The following is a 22,170-nucleotide window of genomic DNA, read 5'->3' on the forward strand; positions in this document are numbered from 1 at the left end:
GAACGCGCACGACCGGCGCGACCGACGACGGGCAGTGCGCACCGGCTCGGTCACCGCGCGAGGACGACGACGGCCCGGGCCTTCCCCGTCCTGCTCATCCGGCTCCTACGAACGGGCGCAGCGCACCGGCCAGGTCGGAACGGACCTTCGCCCGCAACCGGGTCCCGTCGGCGGTGTGCTCCTCGGCCACGAGCTCGCCTTCGGCGTGCACCCGGGCCACCAGCTCACCGCGGGTGTAGGGCACCAGCGCGTCGATGAGCACATCCGGCCTGGGCAGCCGCTCGGCGATGAGCTCGCGGAGGTTGGCGATGCCCTCACCGCTGTGCGACGAGACGAACACCGCGCCCGGCAGCAACTGGCGCAGCTCCGCGATGCGGGTCGGGTCGACCTGGTCGACCTTGTTCACCACGAGCAGCTCCTCCGGCACCGGGGCACCGTGCTCCGCCGCGATGTCGGAGACGACGGTGCGCACCGCGGAGACCTGCTCGTGCGGCTGCGGCTCGGAACCGTCCACGACGTGCACCAGCAGATCGGCGGCGGTGACCTCTTCCAGCGTCGAGCGGAACGCCTCCACCAGCTGGTGCGGCAGGTGCCGGACGAAGCCGACCGTGTCGGTCAGCGTGTGCGGCCTGCCGTCCGGGGTCTCGGCACGGCGCGTCGTCGGATCCAGGGTCGCGAACAGCGCGTCCTCGACCAGCACACCGGCCCCGGTCAGGGCGTTGAGCAGGCTGGACTTGCCCGCGTTCGTGTAACCCGCGATGGCCACACCGGGCACGTGCTGCGCTTCGCGCCGACCGCGCTTGGTGCTGCGGACGGTGCTCATGGCCTTGAGCTCCTTGCGGAGCTTGCTGATCCGCTTGTGGATCAACCGGCGGTCGGTCTCCAGCTTCGTCTCACCGGGACCACGGGTACCGACACCACCGGTGGCACCACCGGCGCGCCCGCCCGCCTGCCGGGACATCGCCTCGCCCCAGCCGCGCAGCCGCGGCAGGAAGTACTGCAGCTGAGCCAGCTCGACCTGGGCCTTGCCCTCCTTGGAGCTGGCGTGCTGGGCGAAGATGTCCAAGATCAGCGCGGTCCGGTCGATGACCTTGACCTTGAGCTTGTCCTCCAGCTGGCGCAGCTGACCGGCGGACAGTTCACCGTCGCAGATGACGGTGTCCGCACCGGTGGAGATCACGACGTCGCGCAGCTCCTTGACCTTGCCGGACCCCACGTAGGTGGCGGGATCCGGGCGCGGCCTGCGCTGCACCAACCCGTCGAGCACCTCGGAGCCCGCGGTCTCGGCGAGCCGGGCGAGCTCGGCCAGCGACGTCTCGGCGTGCGCGGCGTCGCCCTCGGTCCAGACGCCCACCAGCACCACGCGTTCCAAGCGCAGGCGCCGGTACTCGACCTCGGTGATGTCCGCGAGCTCGGTCGACAGCCCCGCGACGCGGCGCAGCGAGGCGCGCTCTTCGAGTGCCATCTCCCCTGCGGACGGGTCCGCGAGGTCGGATTCGGGCTGGAAGCCGAAGTCGCCGTCGTCGAGCGGGGCTTCCCCGTCCAGGCGGATGCCGTCGTCGGCTTCGGCTGTCGTGCGGGCACCGGCCGGGGTGCCTGCCTCATGTGACCACAGTGCGGAATTCTTCATATCGGCACCATTGTCCCACGGCACGCGAGCGGTTTTCACCCTTCGAACGGTGTGACCACCGCCCGAGGCGGTTCAGCCGCCCTCGACCTGCCGCCACCAGCCGGCGTCGAGCCTGCCGCCGCCGACCAGCACCGCGGGCCCGGTGAGCAGCGTCGTCGTCTCGGTCACGTCGACCTGCACGGTGCCGCCGGGGATGTCGACGATCCGGCGACCGGTGCTCTCCCCGTCGGCGCGCAGCGCCGCGACGGCGGCGGCGACCGTGCCGGTGCCGCAGGAACGGGTTTCGCCGACCCCGCGTTCGTGCACGCGCATCCGCACCCGCTGCGGCTCGGTGGGGCGCACGAACTCCACGTTGACGCCGTTCGGGAACAGCCCGCCGTCGTGCTCGGGCGCTTCGGCGAGGTCGAGCGCGTCGAGGTCCGCCTCGGTCACGCACGCCAGGTGCGGGTTGCCCAGGTCCACCGCGACCCCGGCGAACTCCCTGCCGCCGTGCGTGGCCGCGGAGTCGCCGAAGATCCGCGCCGCGCCCATGTCGACGGTGCTGCCGCCGTCCGGGTGGGTGCGGACCGAGCGGATCCCGGCTCGGGTTCCGACGGGGAACTCGGACTGCTCGACCAGCCCCGCTTCGACGAGGTAGCGGGCGAACACCCGGACGCCGTTGCCGCACATCTCGGCGAGCGACCCGTCCGCGTTGCGGTAGTCCATGAACCACACGTCCGGGTCAACGTCGTCGGGGGCGTCGGGCACCGCGCCCGCGGGCACGACGCGCAGCACGCCGTCGGCTCCGAGGCCGCGACGGCGGTCGCACAGCGCGCGCACGTGGGCATCGGTGAGCTTCAGCTCGCCGTCCGGGTCGGGCAGCACGATGAAATCGTTCTGCGTGCCGTGGCCCTTGGTGAACTCAGGTCCTTCGGAAAACCGCACGTGACGAGTCTACGTGCGCAGCAGCCGGTGGATCCCGGGCCTCGCCGTCGCCGGCTCGAACCAGTGGATGCGGTCGTCGCGGCGAAACCAGGAGCGCTGCTTGCGCACGAAGCGCCTGGTCAGGCGGGCGGTTTCGGCGGCGGCGACGGTCATGTCGCCGGATCCGTCGAGCTCGGCCAGGACCTGCTGGTAGCCCAGCGCCCGGGACGCCGTCCGGCCGTGGCGCAGGCCGTGGTCTGCCAGTTCGCGCACCTCGGCGACCAGTCCGGTGTCGAACATCCAGGTGACCCGCCGATCGACTCGGTCGTCGAGTTCGGCGACGGGCCGGTCCAGGCCGATCAGCACGGTGTCGTAGCGGGGCGGGCCCGGGACGGGCAGGTTCGCCGAGAACGGCTGCCCGGTGATCTCGATGACCTCCAGCGCCCGCACCAGGCGTCGCCCGTTCGAGGGGAGGATGGCCGCCGCGGCGGGCGGGTCCAGTTCGGCGAGGCGGTGGTGCAGCGCCGCCTCGCCGCAGGTCCGCAGTTCCTCCTCCCAGCGCGTCCGCACGTCCGGGTCGGTGCCGGGGAACCGCAGGTCGTCGAGCACCGCCTGCACGTACAGGCCGCTGCCGCCGACGAGCACCGGGGTGCGTCCGCGCGCCAGCACGTCCTCGACGGCGGCGCGCGCTTCCCGCTGGTAGGCGGCGACCGAGGCCGCCTCGGTCACGTCGAGCACGTCCAGCAGGTGGTGCGGGACGTCGCGGCGCTCCGCCTCGGTGAGCTTGGCGGTGCCGAGGTCCATGCCGCGGTAGAGCTGCATCGCGTCGGCGTTGATCACCTCGCCGCCGAGCTCGATCGCGACCTCGACGGCGAGATCCGACTTGCCGGTGGCGGTGGGCCCGACGATCGCCACCGGTCGAGCTGTGGATGCGGCGGACACGGTGGCGACTGTAAGGCCTGTCCCCCGATCGATTCACCCAGGGCCGACGCCAGGTCAGCGGCGCAGCGGCGATTCCCCGCGCAGAGCGCTCGCGCCGGGCTCCTGCACCGCCCTGGACCACACGCCCACGTGGTACGTGATGCCCAGCGGGGTGTCCGAGTACAGCGGCTCCGCCTGCCACGTGCCGGTCGCGGCGACGCCCGCGGCGACCTGCCACGCGGCCCGGCTGTGCACGCCGAGCTCGTCGCACTCCTGCGGTTCCAGCCCGAGCAGCGCGGGTCCGTCGACGTCGCGCAGCGCGTCGCGCAGGGCGTCGTCGAGCCCGGCCGCCCGCGGGTCGGGGAGGTGCGGTGATCGTTCGTCCCGGTGGCTGCCGCCTTCGGCGAGCACCAGCAGCCCTGTCTCAGGGCCGTCGGCGTCGAGCCGCGCACCGAGCTCGGCGGCCTGGTCGGCAGGGGTGTCCGGCGCCAGCAGCCGCACGGTCACCGACCGCGCACCGGCCTGCGCGCGCAGGAGACCGGCGACCAGCGCGGGCAGCGGCAGGTCCGGGTCGGGCGGTGCGGACCGCTCCGCCCTCTCCCGCAGCGCCACCGGGACGTCGACGCCGTAACCGGCGAACGTGCCGGTGGTGGCCGGGCTCAGGACCGCCGGTCCGGAACGATCTACACCGACGGCCACCCATTCGGTTGCGGCTTCCGTCAAACTGGTGGTGGCGCGCAGGCACGCGCTCCGCACGGGCTCGATCAGCGAAGTCGACCGCACGGTCAGTTCGGGGACGAGCAACGGCGGGTAAGGCACCACGGCGATGCGGGTGATCACACCCGTGCACGGTAAAGGTCACGGTCAGCGGTGAGCGGAGCAGGGACCCGAACGGGGCGCGCGACGGGCGGTCGGAGGACCTGGCAGGACCTGCGTTCGCGACCGCGCGGACCGCGCAGTGGTACCGCCGGAATTCCGGAGCCGGGGGCGACCTGTTTGAATGCGCCAGCGGAGATCGGACTCACCACGCGAGTCCGGATCGCCGCGCACCGGCCCCGCACGCGCGGGGCGCCCGTGCCCGGCACGGGCACCGAAGCGGGTACCCGAGGAGGATTCCGGTCATGACGCACCAGGACACGACCCCTGAGAGCACTGCGGGCGCCACGCCCGACGCGGCTGCGGCCGTCACCGGGACCGGGTCCACCTCGACAACGCCCACGGTCCCGGCGGCTTCGGCGAATCCGGGCCAGTGGGGCCGGGTGGACGAAGCAGGCACCGTGTGGGTGCGCACGGTCGACGGTGAGCGCGCCGTGGGTTCCTGGCAGGCCGGTGAGCCGTCGGAGGGGTTGGCGCACTTCGCCCGGAAGTTCGACGACCTGCGCACCGAGGCCGAGCTGCTCGAGAAGCGGCTCAGCAGTCGCTCCGGGGACGCGAAGCAGTCGTTGACCAGCGCGAAGCACCTGCGCGACGGACTGCCCGAAGCCGCCGTCGTCGGCGACCTGGAGGCGCTGGGCGCCTTGGTCGAACACCTCGTGCAGCACGCTGAGAAGGCGGTCGAGGAAGCGAAGGCGCACAAGGAGCAGGCCCGCACGGACGCGGTGGCCCGTAAGGAGGCGCTGGCCGCCGAGGCCGAGGAGATCGCGGCGGAGGCAACGCACTGGAAGTCCGCCGGGGACCGCTTGCGCGGGATCCTCGACGAGTGGAAGTCGGTGCGCGGTGTGGACCGCAAGACCGACGAGCAGCTGTGGCGGCGGTTCTCCAAGGCCCGCGACGCGTTCAACCGCAGGCGCGGGTCGCACTTCGCCGACCTCGACCGGCAGCGCGCGGCCTCGAAGGTCCGCAAGCAGGAGCTCGTCGACGAGGCCGAGTCGCTGACCGAGTCGACCGACTGGGGCGCGACGGCCACGCGCTACAAGGACCTGATGGCGGAGTGGAAGGCCAGCGGCCGTGCTCCGAAGGACAGCGACGACGCGCTGTGGCAGCGGTTCCGCGCCGCGCAGGACGCGTTCTTCGCCCGCCGCTCGGCGGCGTTCTCGGAACGCGACGCGGAGTTCGCGGAGAACGCCAAGTTGAAGGAAGCGCTGCTCACCGAGGCAGAGGCGATCGATCCCGGCGCGGACCTGTCCGCCGCGCAGGCGCACCTGCAGCGGATCCAGCAGCGCTGGGACGAGGTCGGCAAGGTGCCGCGGGAGCGGATGCGCGAGCTCGAAGGCCGGTTGCGCACGGTCGCCGACCGGGTCCGGTCGGCGTCGGACGCGCAGTGGCGGCGCACCGACCCGGAGGCGCAGGCGCGGGTCGACCAGTTCCGCGAGCGGGTGGAGCAGTTCGAGGCGCAGGCCGAGAAGGCGCGCGCGGCGGGCGACGAGAAGCGCGCCAAGAAGGCCGACGAGCAGGCCGGTCAGTGGCGCGTGTGGCTCTCCGCCGCGGAGCAGGCCCTGGCCGACCGCTGATCGATTCCGGGGTGGGCGCCCGATCGGCGCCCACCGCCCGGCACCGTCACGACCCGTTCTTGCGCACGGGCGGTCGCCGGGCGCGCCAACGGGTTCGTCGCAGCTGAGCCGCCGAGCCGCGATCCGCGCGGGTTTCGCCTCGCCGCGAGAACGAGGTCCTCGCCGGAAGCGGACGTCAGGGCCGGGTCAGCACCACGCGGATCCACTGCACGGCCAGCACGACCATGCACAGCGCGGCGAGCACCAAACCCCACGAGGGGCCGCCCGAAGGCGTGGTCTGTCGGGACCAGATCGCGATCATGCCTTCGAAGGACACGATGATGGCCGCCATCCCCGCCACCCACGCGATCGCCCAGCGGCGGGTGGTGAGCGCCAGCGCACCGATCAGCACGCCGACGATGGTGGCGTTGAGCGCGAACAGCCTGGGAAGCAGGCCGACGTCCAACGCCGGGTCGGCGCGTCCGAGCAGGATCTCCAGGCCGGTCGAGTCCCCGATCCACGGCAGCAGCGAGCTGACGATCAGGACCAGGATGACGGCCGCGATGGTGACGGCTTTGCTGCCGGGGTCGATGCGCCGCAGCAGGTCGCGTTCGGCCTGGGAGAGGCTCTGCCGGTCGGCGCGGTCCTGGTCGGTGCCGCTCGTGTCCGTTGGTTCCGTGCGCTGCACGTCGGTCCCTTCCTGAGCGTCGAGGTCCGGGCTGGTCGAGTCGCCGGGGTCCACCGGTTCGTCCGGCTCGGGGCGGGATCGCCGCTCGTCGTCGCTCAACAGCCACATCCTTGTTCGGTCGCGGGCGGCGCCGCCGGGGCGCCGAAGGTGGGCAGCCCCAGGCTGGTCCCGGAGGTCTTGGGCCTGCGGCCCTCCTCCCACCGGTCGCCGGCCTTGGTGCGCCGGTGCGCGCTGAGCTCGCCGTCCGCGACGAGGTGGTGCGGGGCACCCCTGGTGATGGTGGTGCGCACGATGTCGCCGGGCCGGATCTCGCGGTCGATGGCACCGCCGGGGTGGAAGTGCACGAGCCGCCCGTCGCGGGCCCGGCCGGAGAGCCTGCGGGTCTCGACGTCCTTGCGGCCTTCGCCTTCGGCGACGAGCAGTTCGACGTCCTGGCCGACGAGGCCCTTGTTGAGCTCCCAGGACATCTCGTTCTGCACCGCGACGAGCCGTTCGTAGCGCTCCTGCACGACTTCCTTCGGCAGCTGGTCGGGCAGCTCGGCGGCGGGCGTGCCGGGGCGCTTGGAGTACTGGAAGGTGAACGCCGTGCTGAACCGCGCTCGGCGGACGACGTCGAGGGTCGCTTCGAAGTCCTCTTCGGTCTCGCCGGGGAAACCGACGATGAGGTCGGTGGTGATCGACGCGTCCGGCATCGCCTCGCGCACCTTGCTCAGGATGTTCAGGTAGCGGTCCGAGCGGTAGGACCGGCGCATCGCCTTGAGCACCCGGTCCGAGCCGGATTGCAGCGGCATGTGCAGCTGGTGGCAGACGTTGGGCGTCTCGGCCATCGCCTCGATCACGTCGTCGGTGAAGTCGCGCGGGTGCGGCGAGGTGAAGCGCACGCGTTCGAGGCCGTCGATCTCGCCGCAGGAGCGCAACAGCTTGCCGAAGGCGAGCCGGTCGCCGAACTCGACGCCGTAGGCGTTGACGTTCTGGCCGAGCAGCGTCACCTCGAGCACACCCTCGTCGGCCAGGGCCTGCACTTCGGCGAGCACGTCGCCGGGCCTCCGGTCCTTCTCCTTGCCGCGCAGCGCGGGCACGATGCAGAACGTGCAGGTGTTGTTGCACCCCACCGAGACCGACACCCAGCCGGAGTAGGCCGATTCGCGCCGGGCCGGCAGCGTGGACGGGAACGTCTCCAGCGATTCGAGGATCTCGACCTCGGCCTCGTCGTTGTGCCGGGCGCGTTCGAGCAGCGTGGGCAGCGAACCGAGGTTGTGGGTGCCGAACACGACGTCGACCCAGGGCGCGCGGCGCACGATCTCGCTGCGGTCCTTCTGCGCGAGGCAACCGCCGACGGCGATCTGCATGCCGGGGTGTTCCTGCTTCGCGGGCCGGAGCCTGCCGAGGTTGCCGTAGAGCCGGTTGTCGGCGTTCTCCCGGACCGCGCAGGTGTTGAACACGACGACGTCGGGGTCGTGGTCCTTCGCGGCGCGCACGTAACCGGCGTCTTCCAGCATTCCGGACAGCCGCTCGGAATCGTGCACGTTCATCTGGCATCCGTACGTGCGGATGTCATATGTCCTGGAAACGCTCGTCGTGCTCACCCCGCCACCATATCGGCTGCTCAGGAGCGTTCGATGGCCGCCCGGAGACCAGTGCCGACGGTCGTTGCCGGTCCTGCGCAGGAGCTCCCGGAGCTGCGACGACCGCCGTTTCCGAGCGGGTGGCGCGGTCCCGCGCTCGTCGGTGCCGACCGGCGCCGGACCGGGTCCGCGCGGTGGAATCCGCGTGCTCGCGCGATTTCCGGACCGGCGGGGAAATCGAATGAAAACGCCTCGCCGCGCGGGTCGGCTCATTCATAGTGGGCATTGTTCGATCCGGTCGGCGAAGCCGTGGCCGCGAGTACGAGATGAGTGGCGAATGGCGCAATCGAACTTCACCCGCAGGCGCTACTACGAGTCACGCACGAACGCGGCCGTACGGGCGAACCCGAAATCCTGCGAGCACGGAACGTCACCGAGCAGAAGCAGCGGGAACGCTCGGAACGATCATCGATCGCGCACTGGAACCCTCCGCGAAGAGACGCGTACACGCAGTTGGCGGGCCTGCGGGCAGATCTTGTGAGAATCCGGGAAAACCCTCGTCTTCCCCGGACGCGTAACCGAGTTGCAACCTGCGTTGACCCGCACCATATGGACTAATCGTGTCCGGCGGCTTAAATTTTCGCCATCAGATCCGGACTTCTCGGGCTAGGAGAGTGCATGACCGCAGGTACCCCGGATTCGCCGATGATCCGCATGTCCTCGGTCGACAAGCACTTCGGGTCCCTGCACGTGCTGCAGGACATCGACCTGACCGTGCCGCCCGGCCAGGTCGTGGTCGTGCTCGGTCCGTCCGGATCGGGCAAGTCCACGCTGTGCCGCGCGATCAACCGGCTCGAACCGATCGACTCCGGCACCGTCGAGATCGACGGCAAGCCGCTGCCCGCCGAAGGACGCGCGCTCGCCGAGCTGCGCGCCGACGTGGGCATGGTGTTCCAGCAGTTCAACCTGTTCGCGCACAAGACGATCCTCGAGAACGTGCTGCTCGGCCCGATCAAGGTCCGCAAGCTCGACAAGGCCACCGCCGAGCGGGAGGCGACGGCACTGCTGGAACGGGTCGGGATCGCCGACCAGGCGCAGAAGTACCCCGCCCAGCTCTCCGGCGGCCAGCAGCAGCGGGCGGCGATCGCCCGCGCCCTGGCGATGAAGCCGAAGGTCATGCTGTTCGACGAGCCGACCTCCGCGCTCGACCCGGAGATGGTCAACGAGGTGCTCGACGTGATGGCCGGGCTGGCCGCCGAGGGCATGACGATGCTCGTCGTCACCCACGAGATGGGCTTCGCCCGCCGCGCCGCGCACCGCGTGCTGTTCATGGCCGACGGCCGCATCGTCGAGGACTCCACGCCGAGCCGGTTCTTCGAAGCACCGGAGAGCGCGCGGGCCCAGGACTTCCTGAGCAAGATCCTCACCCACTGACCTCGCGGTCCCGCGCACGTCGCGGGACGCGCCGTTCGGTTCATTTCAGAGAGGGGCATTCGAGATGAGAGCTCGGAGCATGCGCTGGGGCGTGCTGGTGGCGTCGGCGGCGCTGGTGCTGACGGCCTGCGGAGGCGGCGGGGGCAACCAGCTCGCGGGCGGCACCGACGTCCCGGTCGACACGAACGCCGAGTTCGCGCCCGGCAGCACGATGGCGAACCTGAAGCAGGCGGGCAAGATCCGCATCGGCACCAAGTTCGACCAGCCGCTGTTCGGCCTCAAGGGCCTCGACGGCACGCCGCAGGGCTTCGACGTCGAGATCGGCAAGATCGTCGCCGCCAAGCTCGGCCTCTCCCCGGAGCAGATCGAATGGGTCGAAGCCCCGAGCAAGACCCGCGAGGAGAAGATCGAGCAGGACCTCGTCGACATGGTCGTGGCCACCTACACGATCAACGACAAGCGCAAGGAGCGCATCAGCTTCGCCGGGCCGTACTACGAAGCCGGGCAGGACCTGATGGTCAAGAGCGACAACGCGGAGATCACCGGCCCCGAGTCGCTGCGGGCCAGCGGCGCGAAGGTCTGCTCGGTCACCGGCTCCACCCCCGCCGAAGAGATCAAGAAGTTCGTCGACCCGCAGAACCTGACGTTGTTCGACGTCTACTCGAAGTGCTCCGACGCGCTGCGCACCGGCCAGGTGCAGGCCGTGACCACCGACAACGTGATCCTCATGGGTCTGGTGGAGAACAGCGGCGGGCAGTTCAAGCTCGTCGACAAGCAGTTCACCTCGGAGCCCTACGGCATCGGCATCAAGAAGGGCGACGTGCCGTTCTGCCAGTTCATCGACGACACGCTCACCAAGGCCGCGGGTGACGGGACCTACGAGAAGGCCTGGCAGGCGAGCGCGGGCAAGGTGTCGCCGGAGACGCCGCCGCTGCCGCAGCTCGACCCTTGCAGCTGATCGAATTCCGGTGAGGGGCGCCGCGACGGCGCCCCTCATCCATGCCTCCCCTGTCCGCAGAGCCGGAGAGAACCGTGCACGTCATCACCGACAACCTGCCCCTGTACCTGAACGGACTGCTGCGCACGCTGCAGATCTGCCTGTACGCGGGAGTGCTCGCGATGGTCCTGGGGACCGTGATCGCGGCGTTCCGGGTGGCGCCGCTGCCACCGCTGCGCGCCACCGGCACCTCGTGGGTCACCGTGTTCCGCAACTGCCCGCTGACCGTGGTGCTGTTCTTCATGGCCTTCGGGCTGCCCGAGCTCGGGCTCAACGGCTCGTACTTCTGGTTCGGGACCATCGGGCTCGCCCTCTACACCTCGGCGTTCGTGTGCGAGGCGATCCGCAGCGGCATCAACGCCGTGCCGCCCGGCCAGGCCGAGGCGGCGCGCGCGATCGGCCTCGGATTCGGCCAGACGCTGGGACTGGTCGTGCTGCCGCAGGCGGTGCGCACCGTGGTTCCGCCGCTGGGCAACGTGATCATCGCAATGATCAAGAACTCGGCGATCGTGGGCGCGTTCGGCGTCGGCGGGGACCTGTTCGCCGTCGGCGACACGCTGACCTCGGCGCGCGGTGAGGCCGTGCTGCCGGTGCTCATCGGGGTGGTCCTCGGCTACCTGGTGATCACGATCCCGGCCGGGCTGCTGCTCGGCGTCCTGGAGCGGAAGGTGGCGATCGCCCGATGACGAACTCGGTGCTCTACGAAGCTCCCGGGCCGGTCGCCAAGCGGCGCGGACTGGTGGTCAGCGTCGTCGTGGGCGCGCTGCTGCTGGCGCTGCTGGCGTGGGTGCTGGTGACGCTCGGCACCAACGGCCAGCTCACCGTGGACAAGTGGGGGCCGCTGATCGACCCCACCAACGGGACGTTCACCGCGCTGTGGAGCCTGCTCGGCGCCGGGCTCGGCAACACGCTGCTCGCGGCCGTGCTGGCGATGGCGCTCTCGCTGGCCATCGGCACGCTGCTCGCGGTCTCGCGCGTCGTGGCGGCGCCCTGGTACCGGTGGGCTGTGGTCGGCCTCGTCGAGCTGCTGCGCGGCGTGCCGGTCGTCATCGCGGTCTTCTTCGCCAGCCGGGTGCTGCCGTCGTTCGGCCTGGACATGCCGGTGATGTGGTACCTGGTGATCGGGCTGACCGCGTACAACTCGGTGATCATCGCCGAGATCGTGCGCGCCGGGATCATGTCGCTGCCGCGCGGGCAGAGCGAGGCGGCTTACGCGATCGGGCTGCGCCGCTCGCAGGTGCTGCGCACCGTGGTGCTGCCGCAGGCGTTCCGGGCGATGCTGCCCGCGCTGATCAGCCAGCTCGTGGTGATCGTGAAGGACACCTCGCTGGGCTTCATCATCTCGTACGTGGATCTGGTGCGGCAGGGGCAGATCGTCATCCAGAACCTGAACAACCCGATCCAGACGTACTTCGTCATCGGCGTGGTGTTCGTGCTGATCAACTACGCGTTGAGCCGCGCCGCGGTGTTCACCGAGCGCAGGCTCAGCCAGGGGCGCAAGGGCGGGCTCACCGCGCCCAGCGCGGTCGAGACCGGCCGCGCGGTGTGACCGGCGGGTCCGCCGCCGCTCAGCGCGGAGCGGGGCGGGCCTGCACCCCGGCCGTGGCCAGCGTGCCGTCGTAGGCCCGCTGCCAGCCGCCGTCGCTCACCACCGCGGTGAGCGCATCGGAGAGCTGATCGCGCATCGCGTCGTCCCCGGACTTGATCACCAGGAAGTGCTCGGCGCCGTCCTCGGTGACCGCGTACGGCCCGACCCCGGCAACGCCGGGGCCGGCCGGGTCCAGGCCGCCGAACTGCAGGTCCACGCTGCCGCCCGCGAGCGCGTCGGCGCGCAGCGTCTTCGGCAGCAACCGGTAGGAGATCTGGGTGTCCGGGTTCAGGCCGAGCTCCTGGGCCACCAGCTTCGCGACCTCGACGTCGAAGCCGCGGTAGCCGCCCGCGCCGTCGCGCGCGGCGAAGTCCGGCTCCTCCGCGCGGAGTCCGACCAGCAGCGAACCGCGCCGGCGGATCTTCTCCAGGGTCGGTGAGTCGTCGAGCTCGACCGGGGGCGGCGGCGCCACGCTCGTCGGCGGTGCCACCGGCGGCGGCGCGGCGTCGGGCGACCGCTCCGGTTCGCCGCTGCCGCCGGAACATCCGGCCAGCGCCACCGCGCTCGCCAGCACCACTGCCACCACACCGCTGCGCATGCGCCCCATCCTGCCAGCCGAGCGGATCTTCGGAAGCCCCTCCACCGCGCCGGCCGTCCCGAACACGAGCGGTGATCAGCGGAGCTCCGATCGGCCGCGGCGGCCACGGGATTCCGCCCGATCGAAGGCGGATCCCGTCGCGCCGCGCGTGGCGATTCCGCACCCCCGACTCGAAGTGGTGATCTTCTTCGGCCGCGGGAGGTCCGCCGCAACCGGCCGTTCACGGCACCGCCGCGCCGTCGACCGCGGGCTCCGGGCCCTCCGGCGCGCTCGGGAAATCACCAGAACCTCGCTGACCTCGTACGGCCCGCCCGCAGGCAGCGGCGTCCCGGGCGCGCGAGCATCGCTCCAGGTCAGTGCCGCTGAACGGACGCGTATCGCGGCTCGTCATCCATCCGACATGCCGAGTTCACGATCATGGCCTGCTCTGTATCGGTTTTGACTTCTGCATCACACCCGTTAGTGTGGCTGGCGTCACGAAGATCAGAGGCGCCAGCGTCGTCGCCCGTGTGCGCAAGCAGCACCGAATCCGTCAGGAGGCGACGAATGGCGACGCGAGCGACCATCCACCCCGTCGTGCAGCGAGTCACGGAACGTATCCGCAGCCGCAGCGAGCAGACCCGGCGCGAGTACCTCGACCGCATCAGCGCGGCGGCGGCCGACGGACCGGTCCGGTCCGGAATGCCGTGCAGCAACCTCGCCCACGGTTTCGCGGCGTGTAGCGGCGCCGACCGGATCGCGGTGCGCGGCGAGACCAAGCCGGGCGTGGCGATCGTGTCGGCCTACAACGACATGCTCTCGGCGCACCAGCCCTACGCCGAATACCCGCCGCAGATCAAGGACGCGGTGCGCGAAGCAGGCGGGGTCGCCCAGTTCGCCGGTGGGGTTCCCGCCATGTGCGACGGCATCACCCAGGGCCGGGCGGGCATGGAGCTGTCCCTGTTCTCGCGCGACGTGATCGCGATGGCCACCGGTGTCGCGCTGTCGCACGAGATGTTCGACGGCGCCCTGCTGCTCGGGGTCTGCGACAAGATCGTGCCCGGCCTGCTCATCGGCGCACTCGCCTTCGGGCACCTGCCGACGATCCTGGTGCCCGCGGGCCCGATGGCCTCCGGCCTGCCCAACACGGAGAAGAGCCGCATCCGGCAGCTGTTCGCCGAAGGCAAAGCCACCCGCGAAGACCTGCTCGAAGCCGAATCGGCCTCCTACCACTCCCCCGGCACCTGCACGTTCTACGGCACCGCGAACTCCAACCAGCTCGTCGTCGAAGTGATGGGTCTGCACCTGCCCGGCTCCAGCTTCGTCGCACCCGGCACCCCGCTGCGCCGAGCGCTCACCGAGGAGGCCTCGCGGCGCGTCGTGCAGCTCGCCCGCGGCGAGGACCCCGCCCCGATCGGGCGGCTGCTGGACGAGCGCGCGCTGGTCAACGGGGTCGTCGCGCTGCTGGCCACGGGCGGCTCGACGAACCACACGCTGCACCTGCCCGCGATCGCCGCCGCAGCGGGCATCGAACTCACCTGGGACGACTTCGCGGAGCTCTCCGCGATCGTGCCGTCGCTGTCGCGGGTCTACCCGAACGGCTCGGCCGACATCAACCACTTCGCCGCCGCCGGAGGCGTGCAGACCCTGGTCGGCCAGCTGCTCGACGCCGGACTGCTGCACCCCGACGTGCACACCGTCGCCGGGTTCGGCCTGGACCACTACCGCAAGCAGCCGTTCCTCGAAGACGGCGAGCTCGTCTGGCGCGACGCTCCCGCCGAGAGCCTCGACCCGGACGTGCTGCGCGGGGTGCAGGACCCGTTCGCGCCCGACGGCGGGTTGCGGGTGCTGCGCGGCAACCTCGGCAGCTCCGTCATCAAGGTCTCCGCGGTCAAGCCGGAGAACCGCGTCGTCACCGCGCCCGCGCGCGTCTTCGACGACCAGCACGACTTCACCGCGCTGTTCCGGTCCGGCGAGCTCGACCAGGACGTCGTCGTCGTGATCCGCAACCAGGGTCCGCAGGCCAACGGCATGCCCGAGCTGCACGGGCTCACCCCGTCGCTGGGCGTGCTCATGGACCGCGGGCACCAGGTCGCGCTCGTCACCGACGGACGGATGTCCGGGGCCTCCGGCAAGATCCCCGCCGCCATCCAGCTCACCCCCGAGGCGACCGCGGGCGGCCCGCTGGCGCGGGTGCGCGACGGCGACATGATCCGGCTGGACGCCGAGCAGGGCACCCTGGAAGTGCTCGTCGGCGACGAGGACTTCGCGGCCCGCGAACCGGCTCGCGGCGCCCCCGCCACCCAGCACGGCACCGGGCGCGAGCTGTTCGCCGCGTTCCGCCGCTCCGTCGGCCGCGCCGACCAGGGCGCTAGCGTGTTCGCGCCGCAGCAGCGCACCGGCGCGCCGAGCGACCTGCCCGTCTGATCCTCCGCCGGGGGCCGCGAACCTCCCGCGGCCCCCGCGCGACATGACAGGATCAATGCGATCGACCGCCTGAACTGGCGTTTACGGAAACAGGTGAACCCCGCCATGAACACTGCCTCCGAAGTGCTCGACATCAGTCCCGTCGTTCCCGTCGTCGCCCTCGACGACGCCGCCCACGCGGTCCCGCTGGGGCAGGCGCTGCTGCGCGGCGGCATCCGCACCATCGAGGTCACCCTGCGCACGCCCGCCGGGCTTCCCGCGATCGAACAGCTCGCCGCCGAAGTGCCGGAGATCGTCGTCGGCGCGGGCACCGTCACCGAGGTCGGGCAGGCCGACAAGGCCCGCGAAGCCGGGGCGCGCTACATCGTCACGCCGGGCAGCACGGATCGGCTGCTCGACGACATCGACGCCACCGGCCTCCCCTACCTCGCCGGGATCAGCACCGTGTCCGAGGCGATGCGGCTGGCCGAGCGCGGCATGACCGCGATGAAGTTCTTCCCCGCCGAAGCCAGCGGCGGCGTGCCCTACCTGAAGTCCATCGCCGGGCCGTTGCCGCAGCTGCGGTTCTGCCCCACCGGTGGCATCGGCACCGACAACGCCGGGCGCTACCTCGCGCTGCCCAACGTGGGCTGCGTCGGCGGGTCGTGGCTCGCTCCGAAGCAGCTGCTCGCCACCGGGCAGTGGGGCCAGATCGAGGCGCTCGCCCGGCAGGCCGCGGCCCTCGGCTGAGCACGACCGGTGCCACCCGCGGCTCGTCGCGGGTGGCACCGGCACTCGTGCGAACGCGGTAGGCGGTGTCCCCTCCGCAGGCGATCCGAGCGGTCGTCGCCAGCTCGTAGCGTCGGAGGACCTCGAAGCTTGGGCGGTCACCGAATGCACCTGCGCGACATCCGACACCGCTGGCCGGGTCGCCTCGCCACGCACCGGCGAGCGCTCGTCTCCCTGCTGCTGGCGGCCCTGCTCGGCGTCGCCGCGGCGAGTCCGGTCACCGCCGCGCCCGCGCAGCACTCCCCGCAGCCGGGCACCGTGGTCACGTTCACCTTCGACGACGGCAGCGTCTCGCAGACCACGGGCGCCGAAGTCCTGCAGCGCCACGGGATGCACGGCACCTTCTACATCATCTCCGGCGCCATCGCGAGCCCCGGCTACCTCGGCCACGAGGAACTGCGGCGCGTCGCCGAGGAAGGCCACGAGATCGGCGGGCACACCGTCACTCACCCGGACCTGACCCAGGTGAGCCCCGACGAGATGCGCAGGCAGATCTGCGACGATCGCGCCAACTTGAACCGGTGGGGCTACCAGGTCACCTCGTTCACCGCCCCGTTCGACGAAGTCGACGACGACGTGCGCGCCGCGGTCGAGCAGTGCGGCTACAGCAGCGCGCGGACCATGGGCGGGCTCCGCGCTCGCGACTGCCCGGACTGCGTCGCCGCCGAATCCATGCCGCCCGCCGATCCCTACGAGATCCGGTCGCCCGGCATGCTCACGCGGGACACCACCGTCGACGAGTTGAAGGAGGCGGTGACCCGCGCGGACGACTCGGGAGGCGGCTGGGTGCCGCTGGTGCTGCACCAGACCTGCGACATGTGCGGTCCGCTGGCGGTGAGCCCCGGGGTGCTCGACGAGTTCGCGGCGTGGCTGCACGACCGCGGGACCGCCGTGCGCACCGTGCACGAGGTCATCGGCGGCGCCGTCGCGCCGGTCCACCGGGCACCGCCGCCGCAGCAGCGGGACCGGCCGGTGAACGCCTCGCTCGAACAGGCCGGTCCCGACGGCGTCCCGCTCGGGTGGGAAACCGGTGGCTGGGGCACGAACACGCCGGTGTGGACCAGGACGCGCGACGCGCACGACGGGGAGTGGGCGCAGCGGCTGGACATGCCGCGGTTCACCGACGGGGACGCCAAGCTCATGTCCACCTTGGACCTCGGCGAATACGCGCTGCCCGCGCGGAAGGGGCAGAACTACTCGCTGAGCACCTGGTACAAGTCCACCGCGCCCACCCAGCTCGCGGTGTACTACCGGGACCGCGTCGGCCAGTGGCGGTACTGGGCGGCGGGCCCGACGTTCGCGCCCGCGCAGCAGTGGACGGAGGCGTCCTGGACCACCCCGGCCGTGCCCGAGGAGGCCACCGGGATCAGCTTCGGGCTCGCCCTGTTCTCCCGCGGTTCGCTCACCACCGACGACTACGGGGTCAGGGTGAACGCCGAAGCCAGCAACGACAGCGCCTGCCGCGACCTGGACTGGTGGGTCCCCCGGAGGTGGCTGTGCCTGTGACCTGCCCGGAATCGGGGTGACCGCGCATGCCGGTGCCCCGGGGTCGCGCGACGGCGGCGCTGGCCGCGGCACTGATCACCGCTTCCTGCGCGGGCGGTGAGCAGGTGCACGGCCGCCAGTACCCGTGGCACACCGGCATCGTGGCGACGACCTTCTGGGTCGGTGAGGTCCTCGACCCGGACACCTCCGACGGCAGCCAGGTCATCTCGACTTACGACTCCGCCTGGCAGCAGCACTACGGCGGCTGCGACGGAGTCCTGCTCGACGGCCGGTGCGACACGGAGCCGCGGACCGCCGCCAACGGCTACTTCCCGACCAGGATGACGCCGCGGGAGAACCCGTTCTACCTCGATCTCCCCTTCGACGACCTCAACGACCCCATCGCCTTCGAGCAGCGCGGCGCCGTGGTGCCCTGGAGCCGGGATCCGGGCTACGCCGGCCGCGAGCGGGACGAGTCGTTCAGCTACCTGAAGAACCGCTGGGTGCAGCTCACCAGGGGTGACGCCGTGTGCTTCGGCCAGGTCCAGGACGCCGGGCCCGCCGAGTACCACGACGCGCGGTACGTCTTCGGGCACGACGACCCCCGGCCGGTGAACACCCGGTTCAACGGGGCGGGGCTGGACGTGTCCCCCGCGTTGAACGGCTGCCTCGGCTTCACCCAACTCAACGGCGCGCACGACCGGGTCGACTGGCGCTTCGTCGAGGAGTCCGACGTGCCCGACGGGCCGTGGCGGCGCGTCGTCACGACCTCGCCGCCGACGCTGTACTGATCCGGCTAGGCCGCGAGGTTCGTGGAGATCCGGTCCACCGCTTCGGGAATGGAATCGACCACGGGAACGCCGGCGGTCTCCAGCGCGCGACGGCTCATGACGCCCGTCGTCACCAGCACGCAGCCGGTACCGACCCGCTCCGCCGCGAGCGCGTCGTCGAGCACGTCGCCGATGAGCACCACGTCGGCCGGGTCGAGTCCCTGTTCCGCGAGGTGGTGGCGCAGGTGCTCGGCCTTGGCTCCGCCGCCGATGTCGGTGCGCAACCCGTCGACCCGTTCGAACAACGGCAGCAGCTCCAGCCGGGTGATCAGCGGGACCAGCTCGTCGTGGAACCACATCGACAGCAAGGACTGCGTGCGGCCCGCTTCTCCCCATTCGCGCAGCACGTCCGGGACGCCGGTGGCCAGCTTCGCCGTGTGCAGCAGCTCCCGGTAGTGCTCGTGGTAGAGCACGTCGAGCCTGCTCCAGTCGGCTTCGGACAGCGGGCGGTCCAGCAGCCGCTCGTAGCACTGCTGCAGCGGGCGGCTGAAGATCGACCGCCACTGCTCGAGGTCGATGTGCTCGCGCCCGAACTCTGCACACACGGCGTTCACCGCCGAGACGACCGCGTCGTTGTCGTCCAGCAACGTGCCGTTCCAGTCCCACACGATGTGCCGTGCCGCTGAGGTCATCCCACCGCCGACTCGCATAACACCCCTGTCCCGATCGACTACCGCCGCCAGATCCGGCAGCCTAGCCAAACCCGACGATCTCCCGTCATCCCCCGAACCGCGGAGAACGACCTTGCCCTATGCGCACCGCCTCGCCACCCGGGACGACCTGCCTGCCATCGTCGACATCTAAACGCCGCCATCCCCGCCAAGGCGAGCACGTGCGACCTCGAACCGGTCGACGTCTCGGCGCGCGAAGCGTGGTTCGCCGAGTCGCCCCCCGACCGTCGTCCCGTCTGGGTCGGGCACGAACCGGGCTCGCCGCGGACGGTGACCGGGTACCTGTCGTTCGACCCGTTCCTCAACGGGCGGCCCGGGTACGACGTGACCGCTGATCTCGCGATCTACCTGCACCCGGACCACCGCGGACGGGGGCAGGGCCACCACCTGCTGGACGAGGCCATCGCGCACGCGCCGCGGCTGGGCGTGCGCACCCTCGCGGCCAGCATCTTCGCCGCCAACGAGGCGAGCATCCGGCTCTTCCGGTCGCACGGATTTCAGCAGTGGGGACTGCTGCCGGGCGTCGCCGACCTGGACGGCGTGGTCCACGACCTCGTGTTCGTCGGACGCTCCGTCGGTGACGCGGCCCCATGAGCCGTGCCCACCCGCCGTCGCTCAGGATTACCGACGGTGGGAAGGGCGGTGCGCCGGGAAAGCGTGCTCGTCACGGTGCTTCCGCGTCGTCCGCACCGGCTTCCAGGTCCGACCGGTCGAGCTCGTCCTTGACCACCCGGAAGGCCATGCCTTCCGGGTAGCCCTTGCGGGCCAGCATTCCGACGAGCCGGCGCAGCCGCTTCTCCGGGTCGTCCACGGTGAGCGAGCGGAGCTTGCGGCGCACCAGTTCCCGCGCCCGCTCCTGCTCGGCATCCGTGTCCACAGTGGAGAGAGCTTCGGCGACCAGGTGCTCCTCGACGCCCTTGCGGCGCAACTCGTAGCCCAACGCCTTGCGGCTCAGACCTTGGTTGCGCTGCCGCTCGCTAACCCACGCCTCGGCGAACTCGGCGTCGTCGACCAGGCCCGCGTCGACGAACTTCTGCAACACCGCGTCCGCGACGTCTTCGTCGATCTCCTTGCGCAGCAAGGCCTGGCGCAGCTCGGCTCGGCTGCGGGCACGCACCGCCAGCAGCCGGTACACCACGTCGCGGGCCGACGCCTCCGGGGATTGCGGCACCCCCGGCGGGCGTTCCTCCTGCTGCCGCCGCCTGCCGGTGCGCCCCGGAGACCGAGCCGCCGAGGAGTCCGGCGTCCCCGACGGTTCCGGAGACTCCGAGGACTCCGCCATGGCGCTGCGGCGGCGGCGCTTGCCGGTGCCCCGCGGCGGGGAACCGTCCGGTCCGGTGGTCTCCGCTTCGGATGAGCTCAGCCCCGCACCGGCGACCGGCGAACCGGGCGCGTGGTCGGTACTGCGCCACACGCCCCGCCCGGAACGGCCGCCGCCGCGCTGCGCACCCGCCGAGTCCGACCGTGACCGGGAGAACTCCGCGGAGTCGTCGTCTGCCGACACCGCCGGGCTCAGAACTCGACGGGAGCCGGGTCCGCGGCCTCTTCGGCGTCCACCTTCGCCCCGATGCCGACCTTCTCCTTGATCCGCTTCTCGATCTCGTTGGCCACGTCCGGGTTCTCCCGCATGAACTTGCGGGCGTTCTCCTTGCCCTGGCCCAGCTGGTCGCCCTCGTAGGTGTACCAGGCACCGGACTTGCGGATGATGCCCTGCTCCACGCCCATGTCGATCAGCGAACCTTCGCGGCTGATCCCGATGCCGTAGATGATGTCGAACTCGGCCTGCTTGAACGGCGGCGCGGTCTTGTTCTTGACCACCTTCACCCTGGTGCGGTTGCCGACCGCGTCCGAGCCGTCCTTGAGCGTCTCGATCCGCCGCACGTCCAGCCGCACCGAGGAGTAGAACTTCAGCGCCTTGCCACCGGTGGTGGTCTCCGGGCTGCCGAACATCACGCCGACCTTCTCCCGGAGCTGGTTGATGAAGATCGCGGTGGTCTTGGCGTTGTAGAGGGCCGCGGTCAGCTTGCGCAGCGCCTGGCTCATCAGCCGGGCCTGCAGGCCGACGTGGCTGTCGCCCATCTCGCCCTCGATCTCGGCGCGCGGCACCAGCGCGGCCACCGAGTCGACCACGATGCAGTCCAGCGCGCCGGAGCGGATCAGCATGTCCGCGATCTCCAGCGCCTGCTCGCCCGTGTCGGGCTGGGAGACCAGCAGCGCGTCGGTGTCGACCCCGATCGCCTTCGCGTACTCCGGGTCCAGCGCGTGCTCGGCGTCGATGAACGCGGCGGTGCCGCCGAGCCGTTGCGCGTTGGCCACCGCGTGCAGCGCGACCGAGGTCTTACCACTGCTCTCCGGGCCGTAGATCTCCACGATGCGCCCCCGCGGCAGGCCACCGATGCCCAAGGCCACGTCCAGCGCGATGGACCCGGTCGGGATGACCTCGACCGGTGCCCGCGTCTCGTCGCCGAGACGCATCACCGATCCCTTTCCGTACTGCTTGTCGATCTGGGCGAGGGCCAGTTCGAGCGCCTTGCCCTTGTCCGGTGTCGCTGCCATCGGGGGTCCACCTCGGTCAAGTCGAAGCTTCGTCGTGTGCGCACGACGCTACGGGTAGGGACCGACACTCCGGTGGACTGCCCTGGCCACCCGGCCGCCCGTTGCCCGGCGACGGGGCCCGGCGAACACCGAGGTCCGATCCGCAAACCCGATCATAGGCGAACGGATGTTCGATCATCGAGCCGACACGCCAACACCATCACCCTTCCGCATGAACAAGATCCCCACCAACCCCCGACAGCCCTCCACCTAAACGCCGAAGCCGTGCATTTGGGCGGCGAAGCAAGCCTGCTTGGCGGCGAAGCCGTGCCTGTATGTGCGAAGCACATAGCCCACGTCGAAAAGCCCTCACCCGCGGGTTCTCAGGTGTCTTCTCGCGAGGACGGCTTTTTCCCTCGTGGCGGAGCCACTCGGGAAAAAGATCCCGCAGCGAGAAGACACCTGAGGTTCCGCTACCCGACCACCAAAGCAAAACGAGCCGAAGCAGGAAGCAGAGATTCAACGACGCGAAGCAGGGACTTCGAAGGTGTTGCATAGGGCTAGCCACACCTGCTTCGGCGAGAAGCCGGCTTCGAGCGCCTCGTCCACGGTGCGGCCGCCGAGCTCCGACATCACGTGGTCCTCGGCGAGCATCTCGGCTCGCAACCGGCCGAACTCCTCGGCCATGCGTTCGCGGAAATCGGTGTGTCGCATCGCGTCCA

21 protein-coding genes are annotated in these 22,170 nt (G+C 71.1%); 10 read left to right on the forward strand and 11 right to left on the reverse strand.

All coding sequences use genetic code 11. The features are described 5' to 3' along the window. Window positions 1-94 precede the first annotated feature (94 nt). From hflX to ACWD38_RS20810, 4 genes are all read right to left on the reverse strand, one after another. Entirely contained in the window at window positions 95-1,465 is a 1,371-nt protein-coding gene (hflX, locus tag ACWD38_RS20795; RefSeq protein WP_221316231.1) for a GTPase HflX, read from the reverse strand. Window positions 1,466-1,702: 237 nt separating this feature from the next. After that, window positions 1,703-2,554: a diaminopimelate epimerase gene (dapF, locus tag ACWD38_RS20800; protein WP_450124714.1), complete on the reverse strand. Its 852-nt coding sequence runs from the start codon at window positions 2,552-2,554 to the stop codon at window positions 1,703-1,705. Window positions 2,555-2,563: 9 nt separating this feature from the next. Then, window positions 2,564-3,475 carry a tRNA (adenosine(37)-N6)-dimethylallyltransferase MiaA gene (miaA, locus tag ACWD38_RS20805; RefSeq protein ID WP_450124715.1) on the reverse strand — a complete coding sequence of 304 codons (912 nt, stop codon included), beginning with the start codon at window positions 3,473-3,475 and terminating at the stop codon, window positions 2,564-2,566. A 54-nt stretch (window positions 3,476-3,529) separates the two neighbouring features. After that, window positions 3,530-4,294 carry a class III extradiol ring-cleavage dioxygenase family protein gene (locus ACWD38_RS20810; protein ID WP_184477939.1) on the reverse strand — a complete coding sequence of 255 codons (765 nt, stop codon included), beginning with the start codon at window positions 4,292-4,294 and terminating at the stop codon, window positions 3,530-3,532. Between the two features lie 281 nt (window positions 4,295-4,575). Between ACWD38_RS20810 and ACWD38_RS20815 the strand changes: the two genes are divergently transcribed. After that, window positions 4,576-5,904 carry a DUF349 domain-containing protein gene (locus tag ACWD38_RS20815; RefSeq protein ID WP_184477938.1) on the forward strand — a complete coding sequence of 443 codons (1,329 nt, stop codon included), beginning with the start codon at window positions 4,576-4,578 and terminating at the stop codon, window positions 5,902-5,904. A gap of 175 nt (window positions 5,905-6,079) precedes the next feature. Here ACWD38_RS20815 and ACWD38_RS20820 read toward each other — a convergent pair whose 3' ends face one another. Together ACWD38_RS20820 and miaB are read right to left on the reverse strand one after the other, a co-directional pair. Continuing rightward, complete coding sequence (locus tag ACWD38_RS20820) at window positions 6,080-6,670, reverse strand: Rv2732c family membrane protein (RefSeq protein ID WP_246456695.1); 591 nt, start codon at window positions 6,668-6,670, stop codon at window positions 6,080-6,082. Further along, window positions 6,667-8,157, reverse strand: a complete 1,491-nt coding sequence (gene miaB, locus ACWD38_RS20825) for a tRNA (N6-isopentenyl adenosine(37)-C2)-methylthiotransferase MiaB (protein ID WP_184477937.1) — start codon at window positions 8,155-8,157, stop codon at window positions 6,667-6,669. The genes ACWD38_RS20820 and miaB overlap by 4 nt, the downstream gene beginning before the upstream one ends. 684 nt (window positions 8,158-8,841) lie before the next feature. Between miaB and ACWD38_RS20830 the strand changes: the two genes are divergently transcribed. The 4 genes from ACWD38_RS20830 (at window position 8,842) to ACWD38_RS20845 (ending at window position 12,116) form a co-directional block, all read left to right on the forward strand. Beyond that, on the forward strand, window positions 8,842-9,570 hold the full coding sequence (locus ACWD38_RS20830) for an amino acid ABC transporter ATP-binding protein (protein WP_184484907.1): 729 nt from the start codon (window positions 8,842-8,844) through the stop codon (window positions 9,568-9,570). 64 nt (window positions 9,571-9,634) lie between these two features. Next, window positions 9,635-10,528 (forward strand): glutamate ABC transporter substrate-binding protein, encoded by an 894-nt coding sequence (locus ACWD38_RS20835; RefSeq protein ID WP_184477936.1) that lies wholly within the window; start codon window positions 9,635-9,637, stop codon window positions 10,526-10,528. 74 nt (window positions 10,529-10,602) lie between these two features. Further along, window positions 10,603-11,253: an amino acid ABC transporter permease gene (locus tag ACWD38_RS20840; protein WP_343071260.1), complete on the forward strand. Its 651-nt coding sequence runs from the start codon at window positions 10,603-10,605 to the stop codon at window positions 11,251-11,253. After that, entirely contained in the window at window positions 11,250-12,116 is an 867-nt protein-coding gene (locus ACWD38_RS20845) for an amino acid ABC transporter permease (protein WP_184477934.1), read from the forward strand. The genes ACWD38_RS20840 and ACWD38_RS20845 overlap by 4 nt, the downstream gene beginning before the upstream one ends. Before the next feature lie 19 nt (window positions 12,117-12,135). On the opposite strand, the gene ACWD38_RS20850 is transcribed toward ACWD38_RS20845, so the two are convergent. After that, window positions 12,136-12,753, reverse strand: a complete 618-nt coding sequence (locus ACWD38_RS20850) for a transporter substrate-binding domain-containing protein (protein ID WP_184477933.1) — start codon at window positions 12,751-12,753, stop codon at window positions 12,136-12,138. 546 nt (window positions 12,754-13,299) lie between these two features. On the opposite strand from ACWD38_RS20850, the gene edd reads away from it, so the two are divergent. The 4 genes from edd (at window position 13,300) to ACWD38_RS20870 (ending at window position 18,203) form a co-directional block, all read left to right on the forward strand. Then, a complete protein-coding gene (gene edd, locus ACWD38_RS20855; RefSeq protein ID WP_184477932.1) occupies window positions 13,300-15,159 on the forward strand; it encodes a phosphogluconate dehydratase in 1,860 nt (619 codons plus the stop codon). A 105-nt stretch (window positions 15,160-15,264) separates the two neighbouring features. After that, window positions 15,265-15,888, forward strand: coding sequence for a bifunctional 4-hydroxy-2-oxoglutarate aldolase/2-dehydro-3-deoxy-phosphogluconate aldolase (eda, locus tag ACWD38_RS20860; RefSeq protein WP_184477931.1), 624 nt, complete (start codon window positions 15,265-15,267; stop codon window positions 15,886-15,888). Between the two features lie 129 nt (window positions 15,889-16,017). After that, window positions 16,018-17,433, forward strand: a complete 1,416-nt coding sequence (locus ACWD38_RS20865) for a polysaccharide deacetylase family protein (RefSeq protein WP_184477930.1) — start codon at window positions 16,018-16,020, stop codon at window positions 17,431-17,433. Between the two features lie 26 nt (window positions 17,434-17,459). Further along, on the forward strand, window positions 17,460-18,203 hold the full coding sequence (locus ACWD38_RS20870) for a hypothetical protein (protein WP_450124716.1): 744 nt from the start codon (window positions 17,460-17,462) through the stop codon (window positions 18,201-18,203). 5 nt (window positions 18,204-18,208) lie between these two features. On the opposite strand, the gene ACWD38_RS20875 is transcribed toward ACWD38_RS20870, so the two are convergent. Continuing rightward, window positions 18,209-18,874, reverse strand: a complete 666-nt coding sequence (locus tag ACWD38_RS20875; RefSeq protein ID WP_184477928.1) for an HAD family hydrolase — start codon at window positions 18,872-18,874, stop codon at window positions 18,209-18,211. A 180-nt stretch (window positions 18,875-19,054) separates the two neighbouring features. Between ACWD38_RS20875 and ACWD38_RS20880 the strand changes: the two genes are divergently transcribed. Continuing rightward, on the forward strand, window positions 19,055-19,507 hold the full coding sequence (locus tag ACWD38_RS20880) for an N-acetyltransferase family protein (RefSeq protein WP_450124720.1): 453 nt from the start codon (window positions 19,055-19,057) through the stop codon (window positions 19,505-19,507). 70 nt (window positions 19,508-19,577) lie between these two features. Here the strand turns inward: ACWD38_RS20880 and ACWD38_RS20885 are convergent, their stop codons facing one another. The 3 genes from ACWD38_RS20885 to ACWD38_RS20895 form a co-directional block, all read right to left on the reverse strand. Next, complete coding sequence (locus tag ACWD38_RS20885) at window positions 19,578-20,417, reverse strand: regulatory protein RecX (protein ID WP_425503533.1); 840 nt, start codon at window positions 20,415-20,417, stop codon at window positions 19,578-19,580. Window positions 20,418-20,425: 8 nt separating this feature from the next. Then, a complete protein-coding gene (gene recA / locus ACWD38_RS20890; RefSeq protein WP_184477926.1) occupies window positions 20,426-21,469 on the reverse strand; it encodes a recombinase RecA in 1,044 nt (347 codons plus the stop codon). Between the two features lie 498 nt (window positions 21,470-21,967). Continuing rightward, on the reverse strand, window positions 21,968-22,162 hold the full coding sequence (locus ACWD38_RS20895; protein ID WP_184477925.1) for a DUF3046 domain-containing protein: 195 nt from the start codon (window positions 22,160-22,162) through the stop codon (window positions 21,968-21,970). Window positions 22,163-22,170 lie beyond the last annotated feature (8 nt).

This window comes from Saccharopolyspora sp. NPDC002578, assembly GCF_053592695.1.